Origin of the sequence: Collinsella sp. AF33-16 (genome assembly GCF_003475325.1) — a bacterium.
Lineage (GTDB): Bacteria > Actinomycetota > Coriobacteriia > Coriobacteriales > Coriobacteriaceae > Collinsella.
In genome coordinates this window covers 1-983 of record NZ_QRQC01000047.1, presented here as the reverse complement: position 1 = coordinate 983, position 983 = coordinate 1, and the positions used below count along the sequence as shown (strand labels likewise).

Annotated in this window: 2 protein-coding genes; both read right to left on the bottom strand. The window is 64.4% G+C overall.

The genetic code is table 11. From position 1 onward, the window contains the following. Positions 1-479 (bottom strand): IS3 family transposase (locus DWZ52_RS10050; protein WP_233547310.1); only part of this gene is annotated, 479 nt, incomplete at its 3' end. Continuing rightward, complete coding sequence (locus tag DWZ52_RS09790) at positions 422-937, bottom strand: helix-turn-helix domain-containing protein (RefSeq protein WP_118385436.1); 516 nt, start codon at positions 935-937, stop codon at positions 422-424. The genes DWZ52_RS10050 and DWZ52_RS09790, both read right to left, overlap by 58 nt. Positions 938-983 lie beyond the last annotated feature (46 nt).

Below are 983 nucleotides of genomic sequence, written 5' to 3'. Positions count from 1 at the left end.
AAGTAGGCCTTGCCCCAGGGCTGCTTGAACTCGGTGACGTCGGTGCCCGTCTTCTCCCACGGCCCGTCGGCGGCGAAGTCCCTGCCGATGACGTTCTCGAAGGTCTTTCCGACCTTGCCCCTGCACGAGTTGTACCTGTGGTAGTCGGTCTCGCGGCGGATCCCGCAGCTGATGCCCATCTCGCGCATCATCTTCAGCGTCGTCTTGTCGGCTATGCGCACGCCCTGCTCGGCGCGCAGGCACATGGCGATCTGCCTGTGGCCGCACCCGTTGGCGGTGCGCGAGAATATCTCGGCGGCGGCCTCCCAGAGCTCGGGCCTGGTGGGAGCCTTCGGGTGCGACAGCGCGTAGTAGTAGCTCGACCTCGCCAGGCCGGCGCACTCGAGCAGGTCGGCGAGGGGGTATTGCCCTGAAAGCCCGCTCACGACCGCGGCCTTCTCGCCGTTCGAGAGCGTTTCTCCGCCTTCAGGGCGATCGATTTTTTTAGGTAGGCGTTCTCCGCCTCGAGCCTCTTGATCCTGCGCTCGAGCTCTTGCTCGCGCGTCGTCTCCCCGGACGGGGAGCCGGACCCCCTCGGCCTCCCCCTGGGCTTTGGCCTGAGCGCCTCCGGGCCCTCCTCCCTGTAGGCCTTCAGCCATTTCTTGAAAGGGCTTGGCGAGGCTATCCCGAACTTCTCCATGGCCTCGGGCTTCGTCATGCCCTCGTCGACGACCGCCCTGACGGCGGCCAGCTTCGTCTCGAACGAATAGGCGGTGTGTTTCTTTCCCATCATGGCCAGAACCTCGATACCAGCAGACCTGTAGGTGCACAGCCATTCTCTCACGGTTTCCTCCGGCATCCCGAGAAGGGCCGCGGTCGCCGCGCGGCCGTGCCCCTCGTCGTGCAGCTCTGCCGCTCGCAGTCTCATCCCGACGTCGTACAAAGCGTTTCCAGCCATAAAAAAGCCTCCCATTTCTTGTGTCCAAGAAATGGGAGGCAGTTCA

Bases quoted from the DNA above. Each gene is read 5' to 3' on its own strand.
- DWZ52_RS09790 (WP_118385436.1), bottom strand. From the start codon at position 937: ATGGCTGGAAACGCTTTGTACGACGTCGGGATGAGACTGCGAGCGGCA.